This is a genomic window from Kitasatospora xanthocidica (assembly GCF_014656195.1).
Taxonomy (GTDB): domain Bacteria; phylum Actinomycetota; class Actinomycetes; order Streptomycetales; family Streptomycetaceae; genus Kitasatospora; species Kitasatospora xanthocidica.
In genome coordinates, this window is the sequence record NZ_BNBY01000004.1 from 57,645 (window position 1) to 81,203 (window position 23,559).

A 23,559-nucleotide genomic window follows, 5' to 3' on the forward strand; every position below is an offset into this window, starting at 1 on the left:
CGGTCAGCGCCGCCCGGAGCGCCGGTCGCCCGAGCCGCCGTCGCCGCCGGTCAGGCCGGCCCGGCGCAGCGCGTCCGCCATGGCGCTGTTGGCCGGCGCGGCCGCGCCGCCGGAGCCGCCCCGGTCACGCCGGTCCTGGCCACCACGGGCGCCCTGACCACCGCCCTGACCACCCTGACCACCCTGACCACCCTGACCGCCCTGACCGCCGCCGCCGCGCCGCTCCTGGCGCGGCGGGCGGGCCTGCCGGTCGCCCCGGTCGCCCCGGTCGCCGCGGTCGCCGCCCCGGTCGCCGCGCTCGCGCCCGACCTCGTCGTCCAGCCGCAGGGTGAGCCCGATCCGCTTGCGCGGCACGTCCACCGAGACCACCCGGACCTTCACGATGTCGCCCGGCTTGACCACCTCGCGCGGGTCCTTGACGAAGGTCCGCGACAGCGCCGAGACGTGCACCAGCCCGTCCTGGTGGACGCCCACGTCCACGAAGGCGCCGAAGGCCGCCACATTGGTGACCACGCCCTCCAGCACCATGCCGACCTCCAGGTCGCCGATCTTGTCGACGCCCTCCTTGAAGACGGCCGTGCGGAACGCCGGGCGCGGGTCGCGGCCGGGCTTGTCCAGCTCGCCGAGGATGTCGGTGACGGTCGGGACGCCGAAGGTGTCGTCGGCGAAGTCCGCCGGTCGCAGGGCGCGCAGCCGCTCGCCGCTGCCGATCAGCTCGCGCAGCTCCCCGCCGGCCGCGGCGAGGATGCGGCGCACCACCGGGTAGGCCTCGGGGTGCACGCCGGAGGCGTCCAGCGGGTCCGTGCCGTCGGGGATGCGCAGGAAGCCGGCGCACTGCTCGAAGGCCTTGGGGCCGAGCCGGGAGACGTCCTTGAGCTGCTTGCGGGTGCGGAACGGGCCGTTGGCGTCGCGGTGGGCGACGATGTTGTCGGCGAGCGTGCCGGTGATCCCGGAGACCCGGGTGAGCAGCGGCGCCGAGGCGGTGTTGACGTCCACGCCGACGGCGTTGACGCAGTCCTCGACCACGGCGTCCAGCGAGCGGGAGAGCTTCACCTCGCTCAGGTCGTGCTGGTACTGGCCGACGCCGATCGACTTGGGGTCGATCTTGACCAGTTCGGCCAGCGGGTCCTGCAGCCGCCGGGCGATGGACACCGCACCGCGGATCGACACGTCCAGCTCCGGCAGTTCCTGCGAGGCGAACGCGGAGGCCGAGTAGACCGAGGCGCCGGCCTCGCTGACCATCGCCTTGGTGAGCTTCAGCTCGGGGTGGAGCTTGAGCAGGTCCTCGGCGAGCTTGTCGGTCTCCCGCGAGGCGGTGCCGTTGCCGATCGCCACCAGGTCGACGTCGTGCTTCTTCGCCAGCGCGGCCAGGGTGTGCAGGGCCGCGTCCCACTTGTTGGCGGGCTGGTGCGGGTAGATCGTGTCGTACGCGACGACCTTGCCGGTGGCGTCCACCACCGCGACCTTCACCCCGGTGCGGAAGCCCGGGTCCAGGCCCATGGTGGCGCGGGTGCCGGCCGGGGCGGCGAGCAGCAGGTCGCGCAGGTTGGCGGCGAAGACGCGCACCGCCTCGTCCTCCGCCTCGGCGCGCAGCCGGGAGCGCAGGTCGATGCCGAGCCGGACCAGGATCCGGGTGCGCCAGGCCCAGCGGACGGTGTCGCCCAGCCACTTGTCGGCCGGGCGGCCGCGGTCGGCGATGCCGAAGCGGGCCGAGATCCGCCGCTCGTAGTCGTTCTCCCCGGGCAGGTCGCCCTCCGACTCGCCGTCGTAGGGCGAGAGTTCGAGGTCGAGCACCTCCTCCTTCTCGCCGCGCAGCATCGCCAGGATGCGGTGCGAGGGGAGCTTGGTGTACGGCTCCGCGAAGTCGAAGTAGTCGGCGAACTTGGCGCCGTCCTGCTCCTTTCCGTCGCGGACGGTGGCGACCACCCGGCCGCGGGTCCACATCCGCTCGCGCAGCGAGCCGACCAGGTCGGCGTCCTCGCCGAAGCGCTCGACCAGGATCGCCCGGGCGCCCTCCAGGGCCGCCGGGGCGTCCGCCACCGACTCGTTGAGGTACCGGCCGGCCAGCGCCGCCGGGTCCTGGGAGGGGTCGGCGAGCAGGGTGTCCGCCAGCGGCTCCAGCCCGGCCTCGCGGGCGATCTGCGCCTTGGTGCGCCGCTTCGGCTTGAACGGCAGGTAGATGTCCTCCAGGCGGGCCTTGGAGTCGGCGGCCAGCACCCGGGCGCGCAGCGCGTCGTCCAGCTTGCCCTGGGACTCGATCGACTCCAGGACGGCCGCCCTGCGCTCCTCCAGCTCCCGCAGGTAGCGGAGCCGTTCCTCCAGGGCACGCAGCTGGGCGTCGTCGAGGGAGCCGGTGACCTCCTTGCGGTAGCGGGCCACGAAGGGCACGGTCGCGCCGCCGTCGAGCAGGTCGACGGCAGCCTTCACCTGCCCCTCGCGGACGCCCAGTTCCTCGGCGATCTTGCGTTCGATCGCCTGCTGGGCCTGGCGGGCCACCTGTTCGACTGGCGTGGTCACGAAGCCGGTCACCTTCTCCTTCAGTGCTTTCGCCGTACGCCCTGCATTCTGGCAGGTGCCGACGACGGCGCCCGGCCGCACCCGGGACCGCCGGGCGTGGCGTGCCGGTCCGCGGCCCCAAGAAGGCTCAAGCGATGCCCAGTTGCCGCTCCCTAGGCTGGCGGGCATGGACACTCTGGATGCCGCCGCCGAGTTGGAGCGGCTCGCCGCCGCCAAGTACCTGCTGTTCACCACCTACCGGAGGAACGGCACTGCGGTGGCCACCCCGGTCTGGGTCGCGCGGGACGGTGACGCGCTGGTCTTCACCACAGTCACCAAGACCGGCAAGGTCAAGCGCCTGCGCAACCGTTCGGACGTGCTGGTCGGCCCCAGCGACATCCGCGGCAACCTGCTGGGGGCGCAGGTCCCGGCCACCGCCGTGCTCGACCCGGACCGGGCGCCCGCCTACCGCAAGCTGCTCCGGCGCAAGTACGGGCTGCTGTGCGCGATCGCGCTGACGGCGAACGTGCTGCGCTTCGGCAAGGGCGGCACGGTCGGGGTGCGGGTCACCCCAGCGTGAGCGAGCCGTCGGGCCGGCCGTCGGCGGCCAGGCCGATCACCGTCGTCCGGCCGCCGTAGGTCAGCCTGACCCGGTCCGGGCCGTCCCAGGCGGCGTCGACCGTGTCGCCGTACCGGAAGTCCGCGAAGGCGAGCTGCCAGCGGCGGGTGGTCAGGCCGTTGCCCTGGTCGACGAAGACCCACTGGGCGACGTCGAGCATCCCGGGCTGCTCCTGCCGGACGATCCGCCGGTCGGGGCGGTCGGGTGCCGGCCGCGTCGCGATGGACCGCGGGGCGTCGAGGAAGATCCACAGCGGCACCGTCGCCGCGGCCGTCAGCAGCACGCCGACGCCCAGGACCACCCGGATCCAGGCCCGCCAGGTGACGCAGTAGAGCACCACCAGCAGCACCGGCAGCGCGACGGTGCCCAGCAGCAGCGGCCGGTCGAACCAGTCGCGCAGCACCAGCAGACCGCCCTGGCGCTCGCCGTACCGCCCGACCGCGCCGAGCAGGACGAGCAGCGCCAGCACGCCCAGGGCCGCACGCAGGGCCCGGCGTTCTCCCGCCGTCTGCTGACCGATCACCATGCCGTCAGCCTATAAGTCCGCGCAGTTGGGGAATACGGCTGAACGAAAACGATCGGCGCTGTACGCTGCCGGGCATGTGCGCTGCCACCCGGATGCACCCCGACGAGCCGGTGGTCGACGCGGCCCTGGTGAGACGTCTGATCTCCGCCCAGTTCCCGCAGTGGGAGCGCCTTCCGATCACCCCGGTCGGCCCCGCCGGGGCGGACAACGCGATGTTCCGGCTCGGGCCCGAACTCGCCGTCAGACTGCCCCGGGTGGAGTGGGCCGCCGGGGACGTCCGCCGCGAGCACCAGTGGCTGCCCCGGCTCGCACCGCGGCTGCCACTGCCCGTCCCCGCCCCGCTCGCGCTCGGCCGGCCCGCCGCGGGCTACCCGTGGGAATGGTCGGTGCTGCGCTGGCTCGACGGCGTCAACCCGGCCGTCGGCGTCCTGGCCGCGCCCGCCGGACTCGCCCGCGACCTGGCCGGCTTCGTCAACGCCCTGCGCGCCGCCGACCCGGCCGACGCCCCGGCCGGCCGCCGCAGCGCCCCGCTCGCCTCCCGGGACGGCGCCACCCGCGCGGCCATCGCCCAGCTCACCGGATCGATCGACACCGCCGCGGCCACCGCCCTGTGGGACAAGGCGCTCCGCCTGCCCGACTACGCCGGCCCCCCGGTCTGGACGCACGGCGACCTCACCCCCGGCAACCTGCTGCTCACCCGGACCGGCCGGCTCGCCGCCGTCATCGACTTCGCCCTGATGGGCGTCGGGGACCCGACCGCCGACCTGATCGCCGCCTGGAACCTGCTGCCCGCCGCCGCCCGCCCCACCTACCGCGCCGCCCTCGGCGCCGACGACGCCATGTGGGCCCGCGGCCGCGCCTGGGCCTTCTCCATCGCGCTGGTGACGATCCCGTACTACCGGCACACCGACCAGGCCCTGACCGCCAACGCCCGCCACGTCGTCCGCGAGGTGCTCGCCGACCGCAGCGTCTGACCGACCGCAGCGTCTAGCCGTTCCACGCCGGGTGTCCGTCGCCGACGGCCTCCAGCAGGCGGTGCACCAGGGGGTCGGGGTCGTCGGCGCGCCAGGCCACGGCGACCCGGGTCCGCGCGGTGCCGGGCTCGATCCGCCGGAAGGCGACGCCGCGCAGGCGGATCCGCCGGATGCTCTCCGGGGCCAGGGAGACGCCCAGACCGGCCCCGACCAGCGCGCACACCGTCTGCCACTCCACCGCGTGCTGGGCGATCGCCGGGGTGAAGCCCGCCCCGGCGCACAGCCCGGTGATCCGGTCGTACAGCTGCGGCCCCTCCTCCCGGGGCAGCAGCACGAAGGGCTCGTCCGCCAGCCGTTCGAGCCGTACGGTCCGCCGGCCCGCCAGCGGGTGGTGCGCCGGCAGCACCGCGACGAACGGCTCGGTGAGGACGGTGCGGAAGCGCAGCCGCGGCTCGTCCGCCGGGGGTTCGCGCAGCAGGCCGACGTCGACGGTCCGCTCCAGCAGCGCGGCGACCTGCGGGGCGCTGGTCATCTCGCGCACGTCCAGGCGCACGGCGGGGCTGCGCTGCCGGAAGGTGTCCAGCAGGCCGGGCAGCACGGTCAGCGCGAGGGAGGCGGAGAACCCGATCCGCAGCCGGCCGGCCTCGCCGCTGCCGACGGCGCGGGCGGCGGCCAGCGCGTCCGCGAGGTCGGTCAGCGCCCGCCGGGCGGCGGGCAGGAGTTCGCGGCCGGCCGGGGTCAGCGCGGCGCCGCCCGGGTCGCGGCGGAACAGCGGGTGGCCGACCTTGTCCTCCAGCCGCCGGATCTGCTGGCTCAGCGGCGGCTGGGCGATGCCCAGCCGGGCGGCGGCGTGGCCGAAGTGCAGCTCCTCGGCGAGCACGACGAAGGCGTGCAGCTGCGGCAGGGGGAGTTCGGGGCGTTCCATATCTCCAGGGATATCAGACCGTCGCACGGGAAGTGTTGGACGTATCCCCGCAGGCCACCTAGCGTTCCCGGCATGACAGAACGACGCGCCATCCTCAGCGGTTCGACCTTCGAGGAGCAGATCGGCTACGCCCGTGCCGTGGTGGACGGCGACTGGGTCCACGTGTCCGGGACGACCGGCTTCGACTACACCGCGATGACCATCTCCGCCGACGTGGTGGAGCAGGCCGAGCAGTGCCTGCGCAACATCGCGACCGCGCTGGCCGAGGCGGACTGCGGCTTCGCCGACGTGGTGCGGGTGCGCTACCTGCTGCCGGACCGCGCGGACTTCGAGCCCTGCTGGCCGGTCCTGCGCCGCTGCTTCGGCGAGGTCCGGCCGGCCGCCACCATGCAGATGTGCGGGCTCGCCGATCCCCGGATGAGGATCGAGATCGAGGTCACCGCCCGGCGCCGGACCAGCCGCACGAATACCGAGTAAAAAACCTTCCCCGGTCAAGGTTCCTGCTAGCCTGGACCCCATGACTGGACTGCGCGAGCGCAAGAAGGAACAGACCCGGCGGGCCATCTCCGAAGCGGCCATCACCCTCTTCCTGGAGCGCGGCTTCGACCAGGTGTCGGTGGCGGACGTCGCGGCGGCCGCCGAGGTCTCCAAGCCGACGCTGTTCTCCTACTTCCCCAGCAAGGAGGACCTGGTCGTCCACCGCTTCGCCGACCACCAGGACCAGGCGGCCGACGTCGTCCGCGGCCGGCTCGCCGGCGAACCGGTGCTGGACGCCCTGCTCCGCGACTTCCTGACCGGCCTCACCCGGCGCGACCCCGTCACCGGCCTCAACGACCACCCCGCCGTGCTCGCCTTCACCGCCCTCGTCTACGGCACCCCCAGCCTGGCCGCCCGGGTCGGCGAGTACGTGGCCCGCGCCGAAGCCTCCCTGGCCGACGCCCTGCGCGAAGCCCCCGACCTCCCCGAACCCCGCGAACTCACCGCCCGGCTGCTCGCCGCCCAGGTCACCGCCACCCAGCGGGTCCTCGCCCTGCACAACTGGCACCGCATCCAGGACGACGGCCGCACCGCGGACGACCTGCACGCCGAGGCCGTCGGCGACGCCACCCGCGCCTTCGACCTCCTCGCCCACGGCTACGGAGGGCCCGCCGGCGGCTGAGCTGCCGGGCTGGCCCCGCAGCTGAGCAGCTGAGCAGCTGAACGGCTGAACGGCTGATTAGAGTAAAGATCATGACAACCCGTCACCACAGCTTCGAGGCCTTGCACAACTTCCGCGACCTGGGCGGCTACCCGGCCGCCGGGGGACGTTCCGTACGGTGGGGCCTGGTCTACCGCTCCGACTCGCTCGGCAAGCTCACCTCGCCCGCCGACCTCGACAAGCTCCGGAGCCTCGGCATCCGGACCGTGATCGACCTGCGCTACCCCTGGGAGATCGCCGCCAAGGGCCGGGTACCCGAGATCGACGGGCTGGAGTACCACAACCTCTCGATCGAGCACCGCCCGTACGACCAGGCCGAGATCGACCCGGAGCTCGACCCCTGGCGCCACCTCGCCGACCGCTTCGCCGAGGTCGCCGAGGACGGGGTGAAGGAGATCCGCCAGGTCCTGGACGTGATCGCGGCCGCCGAGGCCCCGGTGGTCTTCCACTGCGCCTCCGGCAAGGACCGCACCGGGCTCATCGCCGCCCTGCTGCACACCCTGCTCGGCGTCGCCGAGGACGACATCGCCGCCGACTTCGCCCTCACCGAACTCGCCACCCCGCACCTCGTCGCCGAGTGGCACGCCGCCCACCCCGGCCGCACCCTGCGCTGGCCCGGCTACGGCCGCGCCCCGGAGGCCGTCATCCGCCTCACCCTCGCCGACCTCGCCGCCCGCCACGGCTCGGTCGACGGCTACCTCACCGGCACCCTCGGCCTCGACCGCGACCGGATCGCCGGCCTCCGCGCCCGGCTGTTGACCGGCTGAGCCGCCCCGGCCGCTCGCGTGGGGAGTCGGCCCGGCCGACTTCCCACGCGCCACTCCCCCGGCGACAACCCGGTGGCGGGAAGGGCCGGTCGTCAACGACCATGCGCGGTATGACCGAGCAACCCACGCGATGGACCGAGGCGACCGTCCACCCCGACATGTGGGCCGACCCCGACGGCGACCCCCGCAACAACGAAGGGCCGAGCCCGGACGGCGAACTCGGGGCGCTGGAGGACTGCCTGACGAACTTCCGGCTGACCCTGCGGATGAAGTGCGAGGGCCTGGACGCCGAACAGCTGGCCCGCCGCTCCGTCCCGCCGTCGACGATGTCGCTGCTCGGGCTGGTCCGGCACCTCGCCGAGGTCGAACGGGACTGGCGCAACTGGATCACAGAGGGCGAGCCGCTGCCCAAGCTGTACGGCCGACGGGACGCCGACTTCGACGGTGCGGTGGCCGAACAGTCCGTGGTGGAGGCCTCGTTCCGCGACCTGGCGCGCGAGCAGGCCGCGACCGACGCCACGCTGGCCGGGTTCCCCGACCTGGGCGAACGGGTCGGCCCGGACCGGATCGCGATCCGGGAGCTGCTGGTGCACCGGGTCGAGGAGTACGCCCGGCACTGCGGCCACGCCGACCTGCTGCGCGAGTGCGTCGACGGACGCGTCGGCCAGTGACCGAGGCCCCGGCCGGCGGCGGACGTCAGCGGCGACGCCCCCGGGCCGGGTTGGTGCCCCCCTTGCCGGTCCCGGACCTGCTCCCGGCCCTGCTCCCGGCCCCGGTGCGCGGCTTGCCCGTCGGGGCGACCGTCGGGGCCGTCGTGGTGGGCCAGTGGGCGGGGCGGGTGAGGCCGGCCGGGAGGCGGGTGCCGGCGTCGCCGCGGGCGGCGTGCAGCTGGGACTGGGTGAGGTAGAGGGCGGTGCTGAGGTCGGCGCCGGCCAGGTTGGTGTCGCGCAGGTCGGCGCCGATGAGGTCGGCCAGCCGGAGGTCGGCGCCGGAGAGGTCGGCGGCCACCAGCATCGCCCCGCGCAGGTTGGCGCCCCGCAGGTCGGCGCCGCGCAGGCGGGCGCCGAAGAAGTCGCCGCCGCGGTGTTCGGGGCGGCCGGGTACGGCGGCCCGGACGAGTTCGCCGGCCCGCAGCAGGAGGTCGCTGACCCGCTGCCGGTGGGCCGGGACGTCGAGGGCGAGGACTTCCTCGGGGGTGCCGCCGGCCAGCCGGTCGGTCTCCTCCAGGGCCTGCCGCAGCTCGGCGTGGACCGGCCGGGCGGGCTCGAAGGTGAGCGCCTCGGTGAGGTAGCGGAGGAGTTCGTGCAGCTGCCGCACGATCGGGAAGATGTCGAACATCGGCCCGGCGGTGTCCGGCTCCTCGCGCCAGCTGCGGCCGCCGAAGGTCACCTGGGAGATCCGCTGTCCGGCGCCGAAGCACTCGTAGACGGTGCAGCCCTGGAAGCCGCTCTCGCGCAGTCGCGCGTGGATGCCGCAGGTGAAGTCGGTCCGCAGGTTGTGGCAGGGGTTGCCGGCCCGCTTGTTCTCGGCGAAGTCGGTGCCGGCCGAGAAGGGCAGGGCCACGCAGCAGAGCCCGAAGCAGTTGCCGCAGTCGGACTCGAGCGAGGTCGGCGCGGCCGCCTTGGGGTCCTGCGGCGACTCGGTCTCGCGCACGTCCGGGGTCCTTCCAGCCGGGCGCCGGGGCGGCGCCGTGAACCCAGGAATCCTACTGGGCAGAGCACCCTCCACGCCTGTAAGGTTCTTATCGCAAGAGTGACCATTACACACAATGCGGGGTGGACAGCATGCAGGAGCCGGGCACCAGGGAACTCGTCCGGATGTGGATCTCGGGCTGGGCGGTCTCGCGCGGCTCCGCCGAGCCGGTGGACCAGCCCTGGGGCTGGTCCATCGACGTCGGCGCGCCCGCCGGCGAGGTGGGCCGGCACGTGCTGCCCGAGCCGACCGAGGCCGAGGTCCGCAAGATCGCCGAGAACACCACCGCGCCGCACACCTGGCTGAAGCTGTTCGCCGAGGACACCGTCGTGCGCCCCTGGCTGGGCCCGCGGTGGCGACTGGACGCGCCGGGCTTCCTGATGAGCACCCCGCTCGGCCCCGAGCGGCCCGAGCCGCCGGCGGGCTTCACCGTGACCACCTGGGAGCGGGGCGGGGTGCTCCGGGCGCTGGTGCGCACCGGGGCCGGGCACCTGGCGGCGCGCGGCCAGGCGGGCCTGGCGGGCCCGGTGGCCGTCCCGGACCAGATCACCACCGTGCCCGGGTTCCGCCGCCGGGGCCTGGGCGGCCTGGTGATGCGCACGCTGCAGTCCGCCGCGTACGAGCGGGGCGCGCGCACCGGCGTGCTGGTCGGCACGCCGGACGGACAGGCGCTCTACACGGCGCTCGGCTGGACCACCCACGCCCCGATGGCCAGCCTGGTCCTGGAGCCGGAGCCGCAGCCGCAGCCGTAACCGGAGCCGGCCGCCGACTAGGCGTACGGCAGCAGCTCGGCCCGCTTCGGCGGGCGGCCGTCACCGGAGGAGCGGCCGGTCAGGCGCCGGCCGATCCACGGGCCGAGGTGGGTGCGCAGCCAGCGGGCGTCGGCGCGCAGGCGCTCGGCGCGGCCGGGCGGGGCGGCGACGGGCAGCGGGGCGCGCCAGTCGAAGGAGGCGGGGCGGCCGAGCGCCTCCAGCACGCCCTCGGCGACCCGCCGGTGGCCCTCCGGCGAGAGGTGCAGCCGGTCCTCGGCCCAGAGCCGGCGGTCGTCGAAGCAGGGGGCGGAGAAGAGGTCGACCACGGCGATGCCGTCCTGTCGGCCGAGTTCCTGCACGAAGGCCTTCATCCGCAGGATGGTGGGCAGCAGCCGGGCACTGCCGGCCATCCTGCGGGTGGGGTCGGTGCTGGTGAACAGGACGACGGTGGCGCCGGTGGCGCGCAGGTCCCGGACGCAGTCGCCGAGCAGCCGCTCGACCCGGTCGATGTCGCAGCCGGGGCGCAGCACGTCGTTGAGGCCGCCGGCCAGGGTGACGAGCCCGGCGCCCAGCGCGGCGGCGGGGGCGAGCTGCTCGTCGTGGATCTGGCCGATGAGCTTGCCGCGGACGGCGAGGTTGGCGTACCGGAAGTCGCCGTCCGTGCGCTCCGCCGCCAGCGCCGAGGCGACCCGGTCGGCCCAGCCGCGGTAGTGGCCGTCGGGCAGCAGGTCGTCGCACATGCCCTCGGTGAAGGAGTCACCGATGGCGACGTAGTCGGCGTAGCTGCGGTAGGTGGTGGGCACGGACTGGCCTCCGCTCTCCAGGGACGCTTCGCGGTCCGACGATCGTACGCGTGGGCCCGTACGCCCCCGGCACGAGGCCCGGACCTGGGCGCGGGCCCCGGACCTGAGTGCGGGCCCCGGACCTGGGCGCTCAACGCACGCCGAGCGTTCGTTTATCGGCCCGCGCCACCCTGGGGCCACGGGGCGGCGGCCGGCGACGGGGGCCTTGCCGCCGCCCCACCCGGGCGACCGCCCGTCGGCGTTCAGCCCGCGACGACCCCGACCTCCGCCCCGGCCTCCGCCGCCCGGGGCGTGAACCAGTGCTCGCGCACGGCGTCCGTGGGCCGCTGCTCGCCGAGGGCGGGCAGGCCCCACGCCCCCAGCGCCTCGATGACCGGCCGCAGTTCGCGTCCGCGCCCGGTCAGCTCGTAGACCGTCGCGCTGGCCGGCCGTTCCAGCCGTCGTCGGGTGGCCAGCCCTTCGCCCTCCAGCTGCTTGAGCCGGGCGGCCAAGATGTCGGTGGAGACGCCGGGCAGGTCGGCGTGCAGGTCGGTGTAGCGGCGCGGGCCGCCGAGGAGTTCACGGACGATCAGGAGGCTCCAGCGCTCCCCCACCGCGTCCAGGGCGCGGGCGACGGCGCAGTACTGGTCGTAGCTTCGGCGTGACATGTGGATCAGCATAGCCAAAAGGTTGGACTTTCCAAGTGCCTACTTGGTAGAACAAAGCAGAAGCAACGATGCGGTGGTGACGGTCGGGAGGCCTCAGGTGGAGTTTCGGCAGTCCAGCAAGCTGAATGACGTGTGCTACGAGATCCGCGGCCCGGTGGTCGACCAGGCCAACGCCCTGGAGGAGGCCGGGCACACCGTGCTGCGGCTGAACACCGGCAACCCGGCACCGTTCGGCTTCGAGGCGCCCGAGGAGATCATCCAGGACATCATCCGCAACCTGCCCAAGGCGCACGGCTACAGCGACTCGCGCGGCATCCTGCCGGCCCGCCGCGCGGTGGTGCAGTACTACCAGCAGCGCGGGGTCCAGGGCGTCGACGTCAACGACGTCTACCTCGGCAACGGCGTCTCCGAGCTGATCCAGATGGCCGTCACCGCGCTGGTGGACGACGGCGACGAGGTGCTCGTGCCGATGCCGGACTACCCGCTCTGGACGGCCGTGGTCCGGCTGGCCGGCGGCAAGGCCGTGCACTACCTGTGCGACGAGGAGGCGGAGTGGTACCCGGACCTCGACGACATCGCCGCCAAGATCACCGCCCGCACCAAGGCGATCGTGGTCATCAACCCCAACAACCCCACCGGCGCGGTCTACCCGAAGGAACTGCTGGAGGGCATCCTCGACCTGGCCCGCCGCCACCAGCTGATGGTCCTGGCCGACGAGATCTACGACAAGATCCTCTACGACGGCACCGAGCACCACTGCCTGGCCGCCCTCGCCGAGGACGTGCTCACCCTCACCTTCAACGGCCTCTCCAAGGCCTACCGGGTGGCGGGCTTCCGGAGCGGCTGGCTGGTCGTCTCCGGTCCCAAGCAGCACGCCTCCGACTACCTGGAGGGCCTCACCATGCTCTCCGGCATGCGGCTGTGCCCCAACGTGCCCGCCCAGTACGCCGTCCAGGCCGCGCTCGGCGGCCACCAGTCCATCAACGACCTGGTGCTGCCCAACGGCCGGCTCACCGAGCAGCGCGACGTCGCGGTCCGGGCCCTGAACGAGATCCCCGGCGTCAGCTGCGTCAAGCCCAAGGGCGCCCTGTACGCCTTCGCCAAGCTGGACCCGGCGGTGCACCGGATCGTCGACGACGAGCGGTTCGTGCTGGACCTGCTGCTGCGCGAGAAGATCCACGTCGTCCAGGGCACCGGCTTCAACTGGCCCCGCCCGGACCACTTCCGCTTCGTCACCCTGCCCCGCACCGACGACCTGGAGACGGCCGTCAACCGGATCGGCCGCTTCCTGGCGACGTACCGCCAGAGCTGACGGGTAACGCCGGAGCTGACGGGCGCCGCCGGAGCCGACAGCACGTACGCTCACCGGTCATGACCGTCCTGCGCTCGATCGCCCTGTTCGCCCTCGCCGCGCTCGCCGAGATCGGCGGCTGCTGGCTGGTCTGGCAGAGCGTGCGCGAGCAACGGCCCTGGTGGCTGGCCGGGATCGGGGTGGTGGCGCTCGGCGCGTACGGCTTCGTCGCGGCGCTGCAGCCGGACGCGGACTTCGGCCGGGTGCTGGCCGCGTACGGCGGGGTGTTCGTGGCCGGCTCGCTGCTCTGGGGCATGGCCGTGGACGGCTTCCGGCCGACCCGCTACGACGTGGCGGGCGCGCTGGTCTGCCTGGCCGGGGTCGCCGTGATCATGTACGGGCCCCGGCGCTGAGGTCCTCATGTACGGGCCCCGGCGCTGAGGTCCTCATGTACGGGCCCCGGCGCTGAGGTCCTCCCTCGACGCCGGGGCCAGCTACGGGACTTCGGGGACTACCAGCCCCAGCCGCCGCCCTCGCCGTCGTCGTCGCGGTTGGAGTCCCAGCCCTCGCCGACCTTGCGCAGGATCGAGTAGTTGTCGATCTGCGTGCCGTCCTCGGCCAGCGCGGTGACCTTCATGACCGACTTCTGGCCCAGGTGGGCCGGGGTGACGTCGACCTTGATGAAGGAGTAGCCGGTGTAGCGCACCCGCGACCACTGGATGGTCTCGGGGGTCTTCACCCGGCCCTTGCTCCAGTAGTAGGTCTTGACCTCGTCCTGGTGGTTCTCGTGCCCCTCGTAGGTGTCCGGCACGTCGAACTTGTACAGGCTGCGGCCGGCGGCGCCCGCGGTCACGTAGACCACGCCGTCCTTCTCGGGCTCGATGGTGGCGCCGCTCGGCACCTGCTTCGAGACCTTGTTGCCCAGGATGGCGTCGGTGCGCTCGTAGATGTGGTTGTGGCCGTTGATGACCAGGTCCACCCGGTACTTCTCGAACAGCGGCACCCAGGCCTCGCGGACGCCGCCCTCGGAGGCGTGCGCGACGGTGGTGGAGAAGGCGCAGTGGTGGAAGAAGACCACGACGAAGTCGATGGTCTCGTCGTTGCGCAGGTCCTTGAGGGTGCGCTCCAGCCACTTGGTCTGCTTGCCCGCCGAGAGGCCGAGGTTGGCCGGGATCTCGTAGGAGACGTCGTTGGCGTCCAGGGAGATGACGCCGACGTTCTTGTAGCGGAAGGTGTAGACGCCGGGGACGTTGCGCGGGTCCGGGCCGTTGTTCGGCAGGAAGAAGCGGGAGTTCTCGCCGCCGTAGCCGTTGGGCGAGTACCAGGCCTCGATGTCGTGGTTGCCGTAGGCGACCATCCACGGGATCTCGGCGGCGACGGTCTCGGTCTGCACCAGGAAGTCGTCCCAGGTCTTCGCGTTGAAGACGGACTTGTCCGGGTCGGTGCCGGAGCCGGCCGGGTCGGCGTAGCAGATGTCGCCGGCGTGCAGGTGGAAGGCCGGCTTCTGGGCCTTGATGATGTGGTCGTTGCCCGCCGCGTGCGCGCTGACGCCCTGGTCGCCGAAGGCGGTGAAGGTGAACGGCTCGTACACCTTGCCCCAGCGGTGGTCGCGGGACGGCGCGGTGCGGAAGGTGTGCAGGGTGGAGATCTGCTGCTGCGAGGCGGGGTCGAAGCCCTCGTGGCCGACACCGTAGTAGTAGGTGGTGTCGGGGTGCAGGTCCTCCAGCGCCACGTGCAGGTAGTACTGGTCCACAGGCTGGCCGGTCGGGGTCAGCGCGGGGGTGTGCAGGGCGCGGACCTCGGCCTGGACCTTGTGGCTGAGCTCCCACGGGGTCTTGCCGAAGCGCAGGAACGGCTTCCTGACCGGCGCCGGGACCTGCCAGGAGACGCGGAACTGGGTGTCCGGCTCGGGGCCGAACTGGAGGTGGCGGCCGACCGGCGCGACCAGCGCGCCGTCGATGCCGTCCGTCGTGCCGCCCGTCAGCAGCTGCGGGCCGGCCGGCGCCGCGAACGCGGTGCCGCTGCCCAGGGCACCGCCGACGGCGACGGCACCGACGGTCACGGCACCGGCGCGCAGCATCCGGCGGCGGGAGAAGCGGGCCCGCAGGTACTCGTGCTGCTCGGCCATGCTCATGCGGTCGGCAAGCTTGGCCGGCACGCCCATGTTGGGGATATCCATGCGCGGGACTCTGTCAGCGGTGTGTGGAGCGGACACGGACGCGCGGTGAACGGGCCGCAGCGTGTCCCCCATTCGAACGCCAATGTTCGACCATGGTTCGGTAAAGGGGCATGTCCGCGTCGAACCGACCCGGGATCATGGCCCTCACCAGCCACGTCGGTTGAGTGGGTGTCGGCGGATCCTCCCCGGGAGGGTGACCCGCCGGAGGGTCAGGAGGGTTCGTCCCACTGCGTGGGGGCCCGGTTGCCGGTGCCGTCGCAGGTACGGCAGATCTCGTCCCGGTAGGCGTGCTTGGCGCCGCCCGCGTCCACCCGGTAGCGGACGTACACCCCGGTGCCGTCGCACAGGAAGCAGTTGCCGCCCCCGCCGCCCACCTCGGTGGTGCCGGTGCCCTGGCAGGTCCGGCAGCTGAGGCCGGCGGTCCGGCCGGTGCCCGCGCAGATGCGGCAGACCGTCGTCATCGTCTTCCTCCCTCGCGCGGAACCGCTCGGCGCCACCGGTCATGGTAGTGGTGCGGGCCGCCGGACCACCCCGGGACGGCGATCTGACGATCAGTCAGTCATTCCGGTCGGGGACCATTCCGGCCGGGTCCGTCGGACCGCGACGGGCCGCCCGGACGTCCGGTGGCGGCCGCTACTCCGCCAGGCCCTCGCGGACCCGGCGGGAGACCGAGATCAGCTGGAGGTCGAGCAGGCCGGGCGGATCGGCCAGGCCGGGGCCGCCCGCGCGCACCCAGGCGGCTATGTCGTCGATCATCTCGTCCATCAGCACGAAGCCGAGCCAGACCGGACGCCCGCCCGCGGCCCGGCCCTCGGCGGAGGGGCCGACCACCACCACGTTGGACTGGCTGCACACGTCCAGGCACTTGACGGCCCGGACCCGCCCCGCCGGACCCACCGCCGTCCGCAGCCGCTCGTACTGGCCCGCGTGGTCCACCCCGGGGTGCTTCGCCTCGGTGCCGCAGCAGCAGCCGCGGCAGACGGTGACGGTCACCGGGGAGGCCGCGCCCCGCTTCCGGTCCTGCTTCCGGTCCTGCTCCCGGGCGCCGTCGCGGTCGCGGTCTCGGCGGCTCATCGGTCCTGGTCCCCCTGGTGGTCGGCGGTGTCAGCGGTGTCGGCGGTGCGCTCCGCAGCCGCTCCGCACCCGCACTGTACCCGCCGGTCAGGGGGCGTCCACCAGGGCCCGGACAGGCCCCGGACCCCGGACCCCGGCCCCCGCTACCCCACCGCCGAGGCCGCGGCCCGGCCCGCCGTACGGCCGGAGAACAGGCAGCCGCCCAGGAAGGTGCCCTCCAGCGAGCGGTAGCCGTGCATGCCCCCGCCGCCGAAGCCCGCGGCCTCGCCCGCCGCGTACAGCCCCGGGAGCACCTCACCGTCCGGCCGCAGCACCCGGGCGGACAGGTCGGTGTGCAGTCCGCCCAGTGACTTGCGGGTCAGGATGTTGAGCCGGACGGCGATCAGCGGGGCGGCGCCCGGGTCGAGGATCCGGTGCGGGGCGGCGGTGCGGACGAGCCGGTCGCCGAGGTAGCGGCGGGCGCCGTGGATGGCGGTGACCTGGAGGTCCTTGGCGAAGGGGTTGGCCAGCTGGCGGTCACGGTCCTCGACGGTGCGGCGCAGCTCGTCCGGGTCGATCAGCGGCTCGCGGGTCCTGGCGTTCATGCCCCGGGCGAGGTCGGCGAGGTTGCCCGCCGTGACGAAGTCCCGCCCGTGCCGCAGGTGGCCCAGGACCGGGCCGGGGGCGCCGGGCAGGGCGCGGCCGAGCACGCCGCGCACGGACTTCCCGGTCAGGTCGGGGTTCTGCTCGGAGCCGGAGAGGGTGAACTCCTTCTCGATGATCCGCTGGTTGAGCACGAACCAGGTGTACTCGTGGCCGGTGGACATGATGTGTTCGAGCGTGCCGAGGGTGTCGAAGCCGGGGAACAGCGGGACGGGCAGCCGCCGGCCGCGCGCGTCCAGCCAGAGCGAGGACGGGCCGGGCAGGATCCGGATGCCGTGCCGGGCCCAGATCGGGTCCCAGTTCTCGATGCCCTCGGTGTAGTGCCACATCCGGTCGCCGTTGATCAGACCGGCCCCGGCCGCGCCGGCGACGTCCAGCATCAGGCCGTCCACGTGCGCGGGCACGCCGGAGAGCAGCTTGGCGGGCGGGGTGCCGAGCCGGGCCGGCCAGGCCTTGCGGACCAGGTCGTGGTTGCCGCCGATGCCGCCGGAGGTGACGACCACGGCCTGGGCGCGCAGGTCGAAGCGCCCGGCGACCTCGCGGGAGCTGGCCTCGCCCCGGGCGGCCGGGCTCGGCTCCAGCACCTCGCCGGTGACGGTGTCGACGGCGCCGGCGGTGGCGGACAGCCCGGTGACCCGGTGCCGGAAGCGCAGGTCGACCAGCCCGCGCGCGGCGGCCTCCCGGACCCGGCGGACGAAGGGCGCCAGCAGGCCCGGCCCGGTGCCCCAGGTGATGTGGAAGCGCGGCACCGAGTTGCCGGGCCCGTCGGCGAGGAAGCCGCCGCGCTCGGCCCAGCCGACCACCGGGAAGAGCCGCACGCCCATCCCGTGCAGCCAGGCCCGCTTCTCGCCGGCCGCGAAGTCCACGTACGCCTCGGCCCAGCGGCGCGGCCAGTCGTCCTCGGGCCGGTCGAAGCCGGCGGTGCCGAGCCAGTCCTGCCAGGCGAGGGCGTGCGAGTCGCGGATCCGCATCCGGCGCTGCTCGGGCGAGTCGACCAGGAAGAGGCCGCCGAAGGACCAGTGCGCCTGCCCGCCGAGCGAGGCCGCCGGCTCCTGGTCGAGCAGGATCACCTTCCGTCCGGCGTCGGCGAGTTCGGCGGTGGCGGCGAGGCCGGCGAGTCCCGCTCCGATGACGATGACGTCGACGTCCAGGGCCATGCGCAGTCCTCCGTCGCGGCTCGCGGTGGCGGCGGGCCCGCGGACCGGCCGTCGCTGTGCGCCGATAGTGCGGCCTGTGGTGACGCCCGGTCAACCGCCGGTGGACCGGAAGGTGACGAACAGCGACGCGAATTCCGCTCCACACCGTTTCGGAAATGTCTTCGATACACGGTGGAGCGAAATTCGAAATGTCACCGGACACCATCTGACGGAATTTCGGGAATTTCCCCGCGAACCATGGACGGCCACGTAACCTGGCGGTAACTTACCTGCTGGTAGCTGCGGCCCGGCTCGGTACGACCCCCACCCGTCGTTTCTCTCCCCCAGGAGGAACCGTGCTCCGCCCTGCCCGGAATTCCCGGCACCTCCGCAATTCCACCGCGCTCGCCGCGGTCGCCCTCGGCGCCGCCCTGGCACTCACCTCCACGAGCGCCCAGGCCGCCACGCCCGCCCCGAAGCACTACGTGGCGCTCGGCGACTCCTACGCCGCCGGCGCCGGCGTGCCCGGCCAGTCGGCCGGCCTCTGCCTGCGCTCCGACCGCAACTACGGCCACCTGGTCGCCGCCGCCCTGAAGGCCGGCGCCTACACCGACGTGACCTGCGCCGCCGCCAAGGTCAAGCACATGACGCAGTCCCAGTACGACGCCTTCATCAAGGTCAACGACCCGCAGTTCGACGCGCTGACCGGCGACACCGACCTGGTCACCCTCGGGATCGGCGGCAACGACCTCGCGGCCAGCGACCTCGGCCTCGGCGAACTGGTCGCCACCTGCGTCGCCGGCGCGGTGGTCAACCCGCTGGGCACGCCCTGCAAGGACGTCTACCACCACGGCTACTGGGACTGGAGCACCTGGTCCTGGCAGTACGGCACCGACGACCTGGCCGAGCGGATCACCGGCACGATCGCCCCGCAGATCGCCGGCACGCTCCGGCAGATCCACGCCAAGGCGCCCAACGCCAAGGTGCTGCTGGTCGGCTACCCGTCCGTCCTGCCCGCCGACGGCTCGACCTGCGTCCTGCGCCAGCCGGTGACACCGGGCGACGTCGAGTACATGTACGGCGTGCTCAACAAGCTGAACGCCGCCCTGAAGTCCACGGCGGCGGCGAACGGCGCGACCTACGTGGACACCGCGACGCCGACGGTCGGCCACGACGTCTGCTCGGACGACCGCTGGATCGAGGGCGCGCTGCCCGGCTCGCCCGCGGTGCCGTTCCACCCGAACGCCACCGGCGAGAAGGTGATGGCGGACGCGGTGCTCGCCGCGCTGCGGTAGGCCCGCGCCGAGGGGCCCGCACCGAGGGCGCGCGTCTTGCGGCGAACGGCCCCGGAGAGCCCCGAGGGGCCGGTGACCAGACCCCGGTCACCGGCCCCTCGGCTCCGCCGTTAGCCGCTACTCGGCTTCGGCCGAGGCGGCGACGGAGGCGGCGGCCGGAGCGGAGGCGGCGGCCAGCCCGGCCGACCACTTCTCCTCGACGTTGCCGAACTTCCAGTACGCGATCGCCGCCGCCCAGGTGAGCACGAACAGTCCGACGATCGCGTAGCCGACGAAGTTGAGGTCCAGCCCGCCGACCCAGGCGATCGGCCCGCTGGTGATGTCCAGCTTCTCGCCGAGCAGGCCGATCAGCTCGATCGAGCCGATGACCAGCGCGACCAGCACCGACAGCCCGGTGACGGTCAGGTTGTAGTAGATCTTGCGGACCGGCTTGGAGAACGCCCACTCGTAGGCGAAGTTCATGAACGAGCCGTCGATGGTGTCCAGCAGGCTCATCCCGGCCGCGAACAGGATCGGCAGCGTGAGCAGCGCGTACCAGGGCAGCGAGAACGCCGCCGCGCCGCCCGCCAGCACCAGCAGGGACACCTCGGTGGCGGTGTCGAAGCCCAGGCCGAACAGCAGGCCCACCGGGTACATGTGCCAGGGCTTGGTGACGGCCCTGGTCACCCGGCCGAGGATGCGGTTCATCAGCCCGCGCCGCTCCAGCTGGCGCTCCAGCTCGGCCTCGTCGTACTCGCCCACGCGCATCCGGCGGAAGACCTTGAGGATGCCGTTGAAGGCGCCCAGGTTGATCAGGCCGAGCAGCAGCAGGAAGGTGCCGGAGACGGTGACGCCGATCAGGCCGGTCATCTCGTGCAGCGTCGAGTCGTCGGACTCCACCTGGCCTGCCAGCGAGCGGATGCCGAAGGCCAGCAGCGCGCAGAGGCCGAAGACGATCGAGGAGTGCCCGAGCGAGAACCAGAAGCCGACCGACAGCGGCCGCTTTCCCTGGCCCATCAGCTTGCGGGTGGTGTTGTCGATGGCGGCGATGTGGTCGGCGTCGAAGGCATGCCGCATGCCGAGGGTGTAGGCGGTCAGGCCCATGCCGGCGCCGAACACCTGGCCGCCGACGGTGTAGTGCTCGGGCGCGACCAGCGCCAGCAGGGTGAACCAGCCGATGACGTGCAGCGCGAGGATGAACCCGCCCATTCCGGCCAGGCGGATCCACTCCTCACGGGTGAGCCGGTCGCGCCAGCGAGGGGCGGTCATCGTCGTGTTCCTTTCGGTGGGGCGGGCGGAGCTGGGCCATCTTTCCGCCTGGACGCGCGCAGTTGCAAGTCATGCGCAATTACGGAACGGTTTCCGCCCACCCCTGGATCACCACGATCCGTACAGGACCTCGTCACCTCCCGAGCCTTTCTCCGGTCGCTCTACGCGCGGATACTCGCGTCTACGCGCGAAAACCCTGGCGCCGAAACCCTCGACTCCCCACGGAGGAACGGCACATGACGATCCGTATTCGAGCCGCCGCGGCCCTGTCCGGCGCGGCGCTGCTCGCGGCCGGCCTCACCACCCTCGCCCCGGCCGCCACCGCCGCCCCCACCTCGAACGCCGCCACCTCGACGGCCACCGCCACGACGGCCACCGCCGCCGCTGCCACGCCGCACCGGGTGCTGTTCGACAACAGCAAGGCCGAGACCGCCGGCAACGCCGACTGGATCATCAGCACCAGCCAGCCCGACCCGCTCGCCCAGAACCCCGCCCCCACCACCGATAAGAGCTGGACCGGCGCGCTGTCCGCCTGGGGCGTCGCCCTGCAGAAGACCGGCCAGTACAGCCTCAAGACCCTCCCGGCCGGCTCCACCATCACCTACGGCACCGGCGGCGCGCTCGACCTCGCCAACTTCGACACCTTCGTGCTCCCGGAGCCCAACATCCGGCTGAGCGCGAGCGAGAAGACCGCCGTCATGCGGTTCGTCCAGAACGGCGGCGGGCTCTTCCTCGTCTCCGACCACGTCAACAGCGACCGCAACAACGACGGCTGGGACTCGCCGAAGATCATCAACGACCTGCTGACCAGCAACGGGGTGAACAACAACGACCCCTTCGGCTTCTCGGTCGACCTGCTCAACATCACCACCGACAACCCGCGCGCGATCAACGACGCCACCGACCCGGTGCTGCACGGCCCCTTCGGCACCGTCACCGGCTCGATCCTGCGCAACGGCACCACCTTCACCCTCAAGCCCGCCGACAACCCCTCGGTCAAGGGCCTGGTCTACCGGACCGGCTCCAGCGGCAACACCGGCGCCTTCTTCGTCACCAGCACCTTCGGCTCCGGCCGGGTCGCCGTCTGGGGCGACAGCTCCCCGATCGACGACGGCACCGGCCAGTCCGGCAACACCCTCTTCAACGGCTGGGACGACCCGGCGGGCACCGACGCCGCCCTCGCCCTCAACGCCACCGCCTGGCTGAGCAAGGCCTGACCGCCCGGCCGGGCGGGGACGTGACCGCCCGGCCCCACCGCGCGGCCTTCATCAGGAAAACGGCCGGTTCCTCCCCTAGGGTCGGAATGCCGACGCCCGCGGCGCGCGGGTACGGGACGACACCCGTACGCACCGCGCGCCGCAGGCCCGCCGGCGCCCACCCGGCCCGGGACCCGATGGGAGCGGCCATGCCGTCGTACCCCTACCGCACCACCCGCGAGGACGTCCACGTCCCGCTGCCCGACGGCACCCGGCTGGCCGCCCGGCTGTGGCGGCCGGTCGGCGACGAACCCGTCCCGGTACTGCTGGAGTACTCCGGCGACCGCCTCAGCGACCGCACCGCCGCCGAGGACGCCCGCCGCCACCCCTGGTACGCCGGCCACGGCTACGCCACCCTGCGGGTCGACACCCGCGGGCACGGCAACTCGGACGGCACTCCCGGCGAGCCCGGCGGCGAACAGGAGCTCGCCGACGGCGCCGCCGCCGTCGACTGGCTGGCCCGCCGCCCCTGGTCGAGCGGGCGGGTCGGCCTGCTCGGCGCCGGCGCGGCCGGCACCACCGCGCTGCGGCTGGCCGCCCGGGTGCCGGACACCGTCGGCGCCGTGGTCACCGCCTGCCCCGAGGGCGGCCACCGGCTCGGCGGCGCCCTCCTCGCCGCCGACCTGCACACCCGGCTCACCGCCCTGGTCGCCGACGCCGCCCTGCCCCCGGACCCGCGCCACGTCGGCGACGCCTGGCGCGAGCGCTGGCTGACCCGCCTGGAGTCCCTGGAGCCGCCCGTCGACACCTGGATCGCCGCCGGCGAGACCAGCGTCCCGGTCTCCGTCCCCACCCTCGCGATCGCCGGCTGGGGCGACCCGTCCTGCTCCTTCGTGCTGCGCCTGCTCGCCGAGGACCCCACCGCCCGCGCCCTGATCGGCCCCTGGCCGCACGGCCTGCCCGAGGACGCCCTGCCCGAGACCCTGCGCTGGTGGGACCACTGGCTGCGCGGCGTCGACACCGGCGCCGCCGGGGAGCCCGCCCTGCGCAGTTGGATCAGCACCCGCTGGACCGGCGACGAGGCCTGGCCCTCCCCCGACGTCCGCGAGATCCACTACGGCCTGGACGGACCGCTGCGCACCGCCGGCACCGCCTCCGACGACCGCTACGTCCGGGTCCGCTCCCCGCAGCACACCGGCCTCAACGCCGGCGCCCACGTCCAGCGGGGCCGCCCCGCCGACCAGCCGCCCGACCAGCGCGAGGAGGACGGCCGCTCGGTCTGCTTCGACTCCCAGCCGCTGCCCGAGCCGGTCGAAGTGCTCGGCGCCCCGACCGTACGGCTGCGGCTGCGGCTGGGCGAGGGCGGGTCGGCCGCCCTGGTGGCGGTGCGGCTCTGCGCGGTCGGCCCGGACGGCACCTCGGAGCTGGTCACCCGGGGCGTCCTGGTCGCCGACGGGCCGGACGCCGAGGTGGAGCTGGCCGCCTGCGCCCGGACCGTACCGACCGGGCACCGGCTGCGGCTGGCGTTCTCCTCCGTCTACTGGCCGTGGGTGTGGCCCCCGGCGGACCCCTCCGGGTACGCCCTCGACCCGTCCCGCTCCGTGCTGAGCCTGCCCGTCCGCCACCTCGCCGCCGACGTCGGCGCCGCACCGGTCACCCTCGATCCCCCGGAGCTGCCCGAACCTCTGGACGTCCACCTCACCGAGCCGCTCACCGCCCGGCCCGAGCACCTCACCGTCCACGACATCGGCCGCCACGAGTGGCGCACCGAGCTCTCCCCCGCCACCGACGGCACCCGCACCCACCCCGACGGCCTGGTCCGCGACGAGCACACCGTCACCGCCTACCGCGTCCTCACCGACGCCCCGCTCAGCGCCCAGGCCCGCACCGACCACACCGTACGGCTGGAGCGCCCCGACATCGGCTGGGACGTCACCCTCCAGACCCGCGCCCAACTGCGCTGCGACGCCGGGCACTTCCTCAGCATCGTGCAGCTGCGGGCGCTGGAGGCCGGATCGGTGGTGTTCTCCCGCGAGTGGCAGCACCGGGTGCCCCGGAAGAACCCCTAAAAGATTCACTTATACAATTGCATTGATTGT

Annotated in this window: 22 protein-coding genes and 1 pseudogene; 12 read left to right on the plus strand and 11 right to left on the minus strand. The window is 73.5% G+C overall.

Annotated features, from left to right (window positions below; genetic code table 11):
• Window positions 1-3 precede the first annotated feature (3 nt).
• On the minus strand, window positions 4-2,517 hold the full coding sequence (locus IE332_RS08595; protein ID WP_189914726.1) for a Tex family protein: 2,514 nt from the start codon (window positions 2,515-2,517) through the stop codon (window positions 4-6).
• Between the two features lie 166 nt (window positions 2,518-2,683).
• Between IE332_RS08595 and IE332_RS08600 the strand changes: the two genes are divergently transcribed.
• The gene (locus IE332_RS08600; RefSeq protein ID WP_189914728.1) at window positions 2,684-3,076 is read left to right on the plus strand and encodes a PPOX class F420-dependent oxidoreductase; all 393 of its coding nucleotides are present in this window, start codon (window positions 2,684-2,686) and stop codon (window positions 3,074-3,076) included.
• Here IE332_RS08600 and IE332_RS08605 read toward each other — a convergent pair.
• On the minus strand, window positions 3,063-3,641 hold the full coding sequence (locus tag IE332_RS08605; protein WP_189914730.1) for a hypothetical protein: 579 nt from the start codon (window positions 3,639-3,641) through the stop codon (window positions 3,063-3,065). The genes IE332_RS08600 and IE332_RS08605 overlap by 14 nt on opposite strands.
• A gap of 74 nt (window positions 3,642-3,715) precedes the next feature.
• On the opposite strand from IE332_RS08605, the gene IE332_RS08610 reads away from it, so the two are divergent.
• Window positions 3,716-4,615 carry an aminoglycoside phosphotransferase family protein gene (locus IE332_RS08610; protein WP_229928445.1) on the plus strand — a complete coding sequence of 300 codons (900 nt, stop codon included), beginning with the start codon at window positions 3,716-3,718 and terminating at the stop codon, window positions 4,613-4,615.
• 13 nt (window positions 4,616-4,628) lie between these two features.
• Here IE332_RS08610 and IE332_RS08615 read toward each other — a convergent pair whose 3' ends face one another.
• The gene (locus IE332_RS08615) at window positions 4,629-5,540 is read right to left on the minus strand and encodes a LysR family transcriptional regulator (protein WP_189914732.1); all 912 of its coding nucleotides are present in this window, start codon (window positions 5,538-5,540) and stop codon (window positions 4,629-4,631) included.
• Between the two features lie 72 nt (window positions 5,541-5,612).
• Here IE332_RS08615 and IE332_RS08620 point away from each other — a divergent pair, with 72 nt between their 5' ends.
• From IE332_RS08620 to IE332_RS08635, 4 genes are all read left to right on the plus strand, one after another.
• Window positions 5,613-6,017, plus strand: a complete 405-nt coding sequence (locus IE332_RS08620; RefSeq protein WP_189914734.1) for a RidA family protein — start codon at window positions 5,613-5,615, stop codon at window positions 6,015-6,017.
• A 40-nt stretch (window positions 6,018-6,057) separates the two neighbouring features.
• Entirely contained in the window at window positions 6,058-6,699 is a 642-nt protein-coding gene (locus IE332_RS08625; RefSeq protein WP_189914736.1) for a TetR/AcrR family transcriptional regulator, read from the plus strand.
• A 71-nt stretch (window positions 6,700-6,770) separates the two neighbouring features.
• On the plus strand, window positions 6,771-7,505 hold the full coding sequence (locus tag IE332_RS08630; RefSeq protein WP_189914739.1) for a tyrosine-protein phosphatase: 735 nt from the start codon (window positions 6,771-6,773) through the stop codon (window positions 7,503-7,505).
• 110 nt (window positions 7,506-7,615) lie between these two features.
• Window positions 7,616-8,176, plus strand: a complete 561-nt coding sequence (locus IE332_RS08635) for a DinB family protein (RefSeq protein WP_373313687.1) — start codon at window positions 7,616-7,618, stop codon at window positions 8,174-8,176.
• Window positions 8,177-8,201: 25 nt separating this feature from the next.
• Here IE332_RS08635 and IE332_RS41825 read toward each other — a convergent pair whose 3' ends face one another.
• Entirely contained in the window at window positions 8,202-9,158 is a 957-nt protein-coding gene (locus IE332_RS41825; protein ID WP_189914743.1) for a pentapeptide repeat-containing protein, read from the minus strand.
• Window positions 9,159-9,289: 131 nt separating this feature from the next.
• Between IE332_RS41825 and IE332_RS08645 the strand changes: the two genes are divergently transcribed.
• On the plus strand, window positions 9,290-9,949 hold the full coding sequence (locus tag IE332_RS08645) for a GNAT family N-acetyltransferase (RefSeq protein WP_189915327.1): 660 nt from the start codon (window positions 9,290-9,292) through the stop codon (window positions 9,947-9,949).
• A gap of 17 nt (window positions 9,950-9,966) precedes the next feature.
• On the opposite strand, the gene IE332_RS08650 is transcribed toward IE332_RS08645, so the two are convergent.
• Both IE332_RS08650 and IE332_RS08655 read right to left on the minus strand, forming a co-directional pair.
• On the minus strand, window positions 9,967-10,752 hold the full coding sequence (locus IE332_RS08650; protein ID WP_189914745.1) for an SGNH/GDSL hydrolase family protein: 786 nt from the start codon (window positions 10,750-10,752) through the stop codon (window positions 9,967-9,969).
• Between the two features lie 293 nt (window positions 10,753-11,045).
• A pseudogene (locus IE332_RS08655) lies at window positions 11,046-11,399 on the minus strand (winged helix-turn-helix transcriptional regulator); the annotation flags it as partial.
• A gap of 97 nt (window positions 11,400-11,496) precedes the next feature.
• Here IE332_RS08655 and IE332_RS08660 point away from each other — a divergent pair.
• Both IE332_RS08660 and IE332_RS08665 read left to right on the plus strand, forming a co-directional pair.
• Window positions 11,497-12,711: a pyridoxal phosphate-dependent aminotransferase gene (locus IE332_RS08660; RefSeq protein ID WP_189914749.1), complete on the plus strand. Its 1,215-nt coding sequence runs from the start codon at window positions 11,497-11,499 to the stop codon at window positions 12,709-12,711.
• A 59-nt stretch (window positions 12,712-12,770) separates the two neighbouring features.
• The gene (locus IE332_RS08665) at window positions 12,771-13,103 is read left to right on the plus strand and encodes a YnfA family protein (RefSeq protein ID WP_189914751.1); all 333 of its coding nucleotides are present in this window, start codon (window positions 12,771-12,773) and stop codon (window positions 13,101-13,103) included.
• Window positions 13,104-13,201: 98 nt separating this feature from the next.
• Here IE332_RS08665 and IE332_RS08670 read toward each other — a convergent pair whose 3' ends face one another.
• From IE332_RS08670 to IE332_RS08685, 4 genes are all read right to left on the minus strand, one after another.
• Window positions 13,202-14,869, minus strand: a complete 1,668-nt coding sequence (locus IE332_RS08670; RefSeq protein WP_189914753.1) for a purple acid phosphatase family protein — start codon at window positions 14,867-14,869, stop codon at window positions 13,202-13,204.
• A gap of 209 nt (window positions 14,870-15,078) precedes the next feature.
• Window positions 15,079-15,330 (minus strand): hypothetical protein, encoded by a 252-nt coding sequence (locus tag IE332_RS08675; RefSeq protein WP_189914755.1) that lies wholly within the window; start codon window positions 15,328-15,330, stop codon window positions 15,079-15,081.
• A 172-nt stretch (window positions 15,331-15,502) separates the two neighbouring features.
• Window positions 15,503-15,943 carry a (2Fe-2S) ferredoxin domain-containing protein gene (locus IE332_RS08680; protein WP_229928446.1) on the minus strand — a complete coding sequence of 147 codons (441 nt, stop codon included), beginning with the start codon at window positions 15,941-15,943 and terminating at the stop codon, window positions 15,503-15,505.
• Between the two features lie 143 nt (window positions 15,944-16,086).
• Window positions 16,087-17,742 (minus strand): FAD-binding dehydrogenase, encoded by a 1,656-nt coding sequence (locus tag IE332_RS08685; protein ID WP_189914757.1) that lies wholly within the window; start codon window positions 17,740-17,742, stop codon window positions 16,087-16,089.
• 335 nt (window positions 17,743-18,077) lie between these two features.
• On the opposite strand from IE332_RS08685, the gene IE332_RS08690 reads away from it, so the two are divergent.
• Window positions 18,078-19,016 (plus strand): SGNH/GDSL hydrolase family protein, encoded by a 939-nt coding sequence (locus tag IE332_RS08690; protein ID WP_189914759.1) that lies wholly within the window; start codon window positions 18,078-18,080, stop codon window positions 19,014-19,016.
• Between the two features lie 117 nt (window positions 19,017-19,133).
• Here the strand turns inward: IE332_RS08690 and nicT are convergent, their stop codons facing one another.
• Window positions 19,134-20,264: a Nickel transporter NicT gene (gene nicT, locus IE332_RS08695; RefSeq protein ID WP_189914761.1), complete on the minus strand. Its 1,131-nt coding sequence runs from the start codon at window positions 20,262-20,264 to the stop codon at window positions 19,134-19,136.
• A gap of 236 nt (window positions 20,265-20,500) precedes the next feature.
• Here nicT and IE332_RS08700 point away from each other — a divergent pair, with 236 nt between their 5' ends.
• Both IE332_RS08700 and IE332_RS08705 read left to right on the plus strand, forming a co-directional pair.
• On the plus strand, window positions 20,501-21,481 hold the full coding sequence (locus IE332_RS08700; protein ID WP_189914763.1) for a motility-associated ABC transporter substrate-binding family protein: 981 nt from the start codon (window positions 20,501-20,503) through the stop codon (window positions 21,479-21,481).
• A gap of 188 nt (window positions 21,482-21,669) precedes the next feature.
• On the plus strand, window positions 21,670-23,529 hold the full coding sequence (locus IE332_RS08705) for a CocE/NonD family hydrolase (protein ID WP_189914765.1): 1,860 nt from the start codon (window positions 21,670-21,672) through the stop codon (window positions 23,527-23,529).
• Window positions 23,530-23,559 lie beyond the last annotated feature (30 nt).

Bases quoted from the DNA above. Each gene is read 5' to 3' on its own strand.
- IE332_RS08600 (WP_189914728.1), top strand. From the start codon at position 2,684: ATGGACACTCTGGATGCCGCCGCCGAGTTGGAGCGGCTCGCCGCCGCC.
- IE332_RS08605 (WP_189914730.1), bottom strand. From the start codon at position 3,641: ATGGTGATCGGTCAGCAGACGGCGGGAGAACGCCGGGCCCTGCGTGCG.
- IE332_RS08610 (WP_229928445.1), top strand. From the start codon at position 3,716: ATGTGCGCTGCCACCCGGATGCACCCCGACGAGCCGGTGGTCGACGCG.
- IE332_RS08615 (WP_189914732.1), bottom strand. From the start codon at position 5,540: ATGGAACGCCCCGAACTCCCCCTGCCGCAGCTGCACGCCTTCGTCGTG.
- IE332_RS08620 (WP_189914734.1), top strand. From the start codon at position 5,613: ATGACAGAACGACGCGCCATCCTCAGCGGTTCGACCTTCGAGGAGCAG.
- IE332_RS08625 (WP_189914736.1), top strand. From the start codon at position 6,058: ATGACTGGACTGCGCGAGCGCAAGAAGGAACAGACCCGGCGGGCCATC.
- IE332_RS08630 (WP_189914739.1), top strand. From the start codon at position 6,771: ATGACAACCCGTCACCACAGCTTCGAGGCCTTGCACAACTTCCGCGAC.
- IE332_RS08635 (WP_373313687.1), top strand. From the start codon at position 7,616: ATGACCGAGCAACCCACGCGATGGACCGAGGCGACCGTCCACCCCGAC.
- IE332_RS08645 (WP_189915327.1), top strand. From the start codon at position 9,290: ATGCAGGAGCCGGGCACCAGGGAACTCGTCCGGATGTGGATCTCGGGC.
- IE332_RS08665 (WP_189914751.1), top strand. From the start codon at position 12,771: ATGACCGTCCTGCGCTCGATCGCCCTGTTCGCCCTCGCCGCGCTCGCC.
- IE332_RS08670 (WP_189914753.1), bottom strand. From the start codon at position 14,869: ATGGATATCCCCAACATGGGCGTGCCGGCCAAGCTTGCCGACCGCATG.
- IE332_RS08675 (WP_189914755.1), bottom strand. From the start codon at position 15,330: ATGACGACGGTCTGCCGCATCTGCGCGGGCACCGGCCGGACCGCCGGC.
- IE332_RS08680 (WP_229928446.1), bottom strand. From the start codon at position 15,943: ATGAGCCGCCGAGACCGCGACCGCGACGGCGCCCGGGAGCAGGACCGG.
- IE332_RS08685 (WP_189914757.1), bottom strand. From the start codon at position 17,742: ATGGCCCTGGACGTCGACGTCATCGTCATCGGAGCGGGACTCGCCGGC.
- nicT (WP_189914761.1), bottom strand. From the start codon at position 20,264: ATGACCGCCCCTCGCTGGCGCGACCGGCTCACCCGTGAGGAGTGGATC.
- IE332_RS08700 (WP_189914763.1), top strand. From the start codon at position 20,501: ATGACGATCCGTATTCGAGCCGCCGCGGCCCTGTCCGGCGCGGCGCTG.
- IE332_RS08705 (WP_189914765.1), top strand. From the start codon at position 21,670: ATGCCGTCGTACCCCTACCGCACCACCCGCGAGGACGTCCACGTCCCG.